The 2,582-nt window shown below is 45.0% G+C and carries 3 protein-coding genes, 1 tRNA gene and 1 pseudogene; 2 read left to right on the forward strand and 3 right to left on the reverse strand.

Annotated features, from left to right (window positions below):
• The 3 genes from WBA23_RS26065 to WBA23_RS26075 all read right to left on the reverse strand — a co-directional run.
• On the reverse strand, positions 1 to 724 hold a 724-nt coding region (locus tag WBA23_RS26065; RefSeq protein ID WP_424585204.1), incomplete at its 3' end, for a serine O-acetyltransferase.
• A gap of 433 nt (positions 725 to 1,157) precedes the next feature.
• Positions 1,158 to 1,231 (reverse strand) — tRNA-Ala (locus WBA23_RS26070).
• Between the two features lie 107 nt (positions 1,232 to 1,338).
• The gene (locus WBA23_RS26075) at positions 1,339 to 1,899 is read right to left on the reverse strand and encodes a C40 family peptidase (protein ID WP_424585205.1); all 561 of its coding nucleotides are present in this window, start codon (positions 1,897 to 1,899) and stop codon (positions 1,339 to 1,341) included.
• 100 nt (positions 1,900 to 1,999) lie between these two features.
• Here WBA23_RS26075 and WBA23_RS26080 point away from each other — a divergent pair, with 100 nt between their 5' ends.
• The gene (locus WBA23_RS26080; RefSeq protein WP_424585206.1) at positions 2,000 to 2,341 is read left to right on the forward strand and encodes an MGMT family protein; all 342 of its coding nucleotides are present in this window, start codon (positions 2,000 to 2,002) and stop codon (positions 2,339 to 2,341) included.
• Between the two features lie 35 nt (positions 2,342 to 2,376).
• Positions 2,377 to 2,582, forward strand: a pseudogene (locus tag WBA23_RS26085) (hypothetical protein); the annotation flags it as partial.

Here is a 2,582-nt window from a genome sequence, read left to right on the forward strand (position 1 = left end):
CGTTACCACCGATAACACTACCCTGCCCGATCACCGTTTTACCTCCTAAAATGGTTGCTCCTGAGTATATTACTACGTGGTCTTCAATAGTCGGATGGCGTTTAATAGCGGCGTCTTCCTTATTTACACTTATTGCCCCCAAAGTAACATTCTGGTAGATTTTAACATAATTGCCGATAACGGCGGTAGCTCCAATCACAATTCCGGTTCCGTGGTCGATGCAAAAGTGAGAGCCAATGGTGGCGGACGGATGAATGTCAATGCCGGTTTTACTGTGCGCGTACTCCGTAATAATACGTGGCAAATCTTCTACTCCCAGCAGGTGCAACTGATGGGCGAACCGGTAGGCAGCAATAGCGTAAAAGCCGGGGTACGAGCGGATCACCTGACTCCGATCTTTAGCAGCCGGGTCACCTTCGTAAATTCCCGTAACGTCATCCTGGATCAAATCATGTATTGTGGGAATAGCATCAAAAAACGTCTGAGTTACTTGCGATACCTTCCCTAGCTGCGATGGGCTTTGTTGCAATAAGCGATCAAGGTCTTTTTGTAACTGTTCTATCAGTTCCGTAAAGTCGGTTTCCGACAAATGTGCTAGTTGGGTAAAGTCAGCGAATAACGCACCCAGCAGCCTATCAAAAAAAGTGGCTACATCCGTCGGGGCGGGGCAGGTAACACATTCTTGATGCGTAGCGTAAATCTTCTTTAGAAAATGAGCATCCATGCTTTACAGAAAAATCATTATTTAGAGAACAGGCTATGGTTGCAGGTAACCATCACCCTAGCTAAAGTAAGATACGGGCAGTAAGGATAAGTGTTGTTTAATCAGAAGTAGATCCTCAAATTATAGATAGACTGAAAAAAGAAGGGTATTTTAGCTGAATTAATGCCGGAAATTATCAAAAGTAATGGTGAAAAATTAATGGGGGCTTTCACCGAAACACAGTCAGGAAGTATAAAGATAAAGAAGCTATAGAGAAGTAGAAAATACGAGATAGAAAAAGTTGAGATGCGAAAATATTCTCATATTTAGCAGTACATGAAGGCTATCGGACTCGAACCGTGCGACGGACTCCGCCGACCTCTACACTGCCAGCGCAGCACTCTATCTAATTGAGCTAAACTGATGTTGGATAGTACGAATGAAGAAAGAAAAGTGGAGAATATCGGATTCGAACCGATGACCTCTACGCTGCCAGCGTAGCGCTCTAGCCAACTGAGCTAATCCCCCAATGAAGATATGAGATACGAAATGAGAAATAGAAAAGACTACTGTTTCATATTTTTCATCTCATATTTCGTATTTGAGTTTGCGAATGTAGGCAAAAAGCGATAAAATCAAAAGGGACGGCGGGCTTTTACGAAGGCCCGTCGGTAGTAATCAGAAAAGATATTACTTTCTACTACGCCCAGCTTAGTGGAAGCGTGAATAAACTGTACGTTGTGTTTTCCTCGCACTTCAGTCACCAGGCCCGCGTGGGTTACCTTCTTGCTATGTTTACTCTTAGTCGCAAAGAAGACCAAGTCGCCGGGACGTAAATCGCGAAGACCGACCAACCTTCCAAACTTACTCTGCTCGGCTGACGTGCGAGGTAGATTGATTCCCGCTTCCTGAAATGAAATCATTAATAATCCTGAACAATCCATGCCTCCCCGACTGGTGCCTCCCCAACGGTAAGGCGTGCCGGCAAAAGAACGGGCCGTGCTAATAATTTTTTCCTGTTGATCATCTAATCGATTAATACGAGCGGTACGCTTAGGGGCGCTAGGCAATTTTGTAGTAGGTCGGGGCGGGGGAGCAGAAATTGACCGACGAGTGGTGGCTTTCTTGGACGTAGCGCACCCGGCTAATAGGCAAATTAGTAGAAACCCCAGAGGGAAAAAAAGCTGTTTAGACATACACTGTAACTGTTCGTATTATCAATATAACGAAACCTGATTGGCTAACGTGATGGGTATGTGCTATATTTTAAGAATATTGCAATAAAACTACATCGAAATGTCGAAGGAAGACCAATACAGTTTTTTTGAAGATGTGTATGCCGTAGTAAAACTCATACCGCCTGGGCGAGTTACTAGCTACGGAACCATTGCTCATTATTTAGGAGCTAAAGGCAGTGCCCGTATGGTAGGCTGGGCCATGAACCAAGCCCACACCGATCCCGAAGTTCCCGCCCACCGGGTAGTAAACCGGAACGGAACGCTCACGGGCAAGCATCATTTTGCTACGCCAACAGCGATGCAAGAAAGCTTAGAGCAAGAGGGAGTTATTATTGTAGACGATAAGGTTCAGGGCTTTAATGAGCTATTTTGGAATCCGGCCGAAGAGCTTGAGCAATGAATATAGGTTAGCGACAAACGACAAACGACAAATCAATGATGATCTACCGCTATTTTATTGCCTTCTTTTCTATCGGAATACTACTCGGAGCATGTGCCCAGTCGCCTCAGGCTCAATCAAATGATGTTGAATCTTCCAATTCCAATAGTCGGTATTCATCTGGTAACCCGACTAGTACGGATGGTACGGGGAAGTTTTATATGGGCAGAGATATTGCTCAGGTAATGGGCCACTTGGGAGC

Source organism: Tunicatimonas sp. (genome assembly GCF_049647865.1).
GTDB lineage: Bacteria > Bacteroidota > Bacteroidia > Cytophagales > Cyclobacteriaceae > Tunicatimonas.